This window comes from Flavicella sp., from assembly GCF_029238425.1.
In the GTDB taxonomy this organism is placed as follows: domain Bacteria; phylum Bacteroidota; class Bacteroidia; order Flavobacteriales; family Flavobacteriaceae; genus Flavicella.
Window position 1 is genome coordinate 1 of record NZ_JAQWGB010000096.1, and the last position, 1,846, is coordinate 1,846.

2 protein-coding genes are annotated in these 1,846 nt (G+C 35.1%); both read right to left on the reverse strand.

Annotated features, from left to right (window positions below):
• Positions 1–806, reverse strand: an 806-nt coding sequence (locus P8H68_RS07075; protein ID WP_300322862.1) for a peptidase U32 family protein, incomplete at its 3' end; no start/stop codon positions are given.
• Between the two features lie 4 nt (positions 807–810).
• The gene (locus tag P8H68_RS07080; protein ID WP_300322864.1) at positions 811–1,842 is read right to left on the reverse strand and encodes a rhodanese-related sulfurtransferase; all 1,032 of its coding nucleotides are present in this window, start codon (positions 1,840–1,842) and stop codon (positions 811–813) included.
• Between the last annotated feature and the right edge of the window lie 4 nt (positions 1,843–1,846).

A 1,846-nucleotide genomic window follows, 5' to 3' on the forward strand; every position in this document is an offset into this window, starting at 1 on the left:
TAACAACGAATTACTCGAGCTACATATTCTGGAGCACGTCCTCTTCCTTCAATTTTTAATACCTTGATTCCTGCGTCAGAAATGTCATCTAAAAAATCAATGGTACACAAATCTTTCGGAGACATGATATATTCATTATCTAACTCCATTTCAAAGCCAGTTTCCTGATCTATTACGGTATACTTTTTTCTGCAATTCTGTTTACATGCACCTCTATTTGCAGAGGAGTTCGCAGAATGTAAACTCATATAACATTTTCCAGAAACGGCCATACACAAAGCACCATGTCCAAAAACTTCAATCTCAACCAATCTTCCAGAAGGACCTTTGATTTGTTCTTTTTCAATGAGTTCTGTAATATTTTTAACCTGACGTAAACTCAGTTCTCTACTCAATACTATAGTATCGGCAAACATTGCATAAAACTTAACCGTTTCAATATTGGTAACATTTATCTGAGTAGAAATATGTACCTCCATCCCAACTTCTCTTGCAGAAGCAATTACAGCTTGATCCATGGCAATAACAGCAGTAATACTTGCCTCTTTCGCACGTTTGATCAAGGTTTTAACAATGGACAAATCATGATCGTAAACGATAGTGTTTAAAGTTAAATACGAACGAACTCCTTTTGCTTCACAACGTTTTTGAATCTCTTCTAAATCATCCAAAGTAAAGTTTATGGAAGCCCGAGCTCTCATGTTCAATTGTTCTACCCCAAAATAAATAGAGTCTGCTCCGTTATCTAAAGCGGCCTGCAAGGACTCAAAATTCCCGGCTGGCGCCATCAATTCGATTTTTTGCATGATGCTATTTTTTAAATTTCAAGGCTTCGGATCTTCCTTTTTTGAAAATCTTATTGCTATTTCCTTTCCCTTTTCTCAATTCTTTTTGTTCTTCAAAAGGCAGTGCTGCTATATCCTTACATTCCTCAGAACAACAAGTATTCATTTTTTCTTGACAAGAAGAACACTGGATAAACAATAAATGACAAGCTTGATTTTCACAGTTTACATGCACATCACAAGGTTCTCCACATTGATGACAATTTGAAACTACATCCTCAGAAATTCGTTCTGCCCTTCTATGGTCAAAAACAAAATTCTTTCCTTTAAATTTATTCTCAATTCCAGAATCTTCTACCTGACGCACATAATTGATAATCCCTCCTTCTAACTGAAATACATTTTTAAACCCTTTGTGTTTGTAATAAGCACTTGCTTTTTCACAACGAATTCCACCAGTACAATACATCAAAAGATTTTTGTCCTCTTTATGATCTTTTAAATCTTCCTCTATCAAATCTAATGAATCTCTAAAAGTATCAACATCCGGAGTAACGGCGCCATCAAAATGTCCAATTTCACTTTCGTAATGATTTCGCATATCAACACAAACTGTATTCGGATCTTCTAACATTTTATTGAATTCCTCAGCTTTTAAATGCACCCCTATATCAGTTACATCAAAACTGTCATCTTCTAGGCCATCCGCAACAATCTTATTTCTAACCTTTACTTTTAATTTTAGAAAAGATTTATTGTCATGCTCAACGGCAACATTCAAACGAATGTCCTTTAAAAAAGAAATAGAATCTAATTGATCTTTGAGTTCTAAAAAATTTTCTGCTGGAACAGAAATCTGGGCGTTGATTCCTTCATAAGAAACATAGGTTCTACCCAGTACCTCAAGGGCATCCCATTCCAAAAATAATTTATCTCTAAAGAGTTGTGGATTTTCTATCTTAAAATATTGATAGAAAGAAATTGTCAAACGGTCCTTTCCCGCTTCATCTATTAATTGCGCGCGCTCTGCTGCGCTTAACTTATTGTACAGTTGCATGCTA

Excerpts from the sequence above, each read along its gene's own strand:
- P8H68_RS07080 (WP_300322864.1), bottom strand. The coding sequence starts at position 1,842 with ATGCAACTGTACAATAAGTTAAGCGCAGCAGAGCGCGCGCAATTAATA.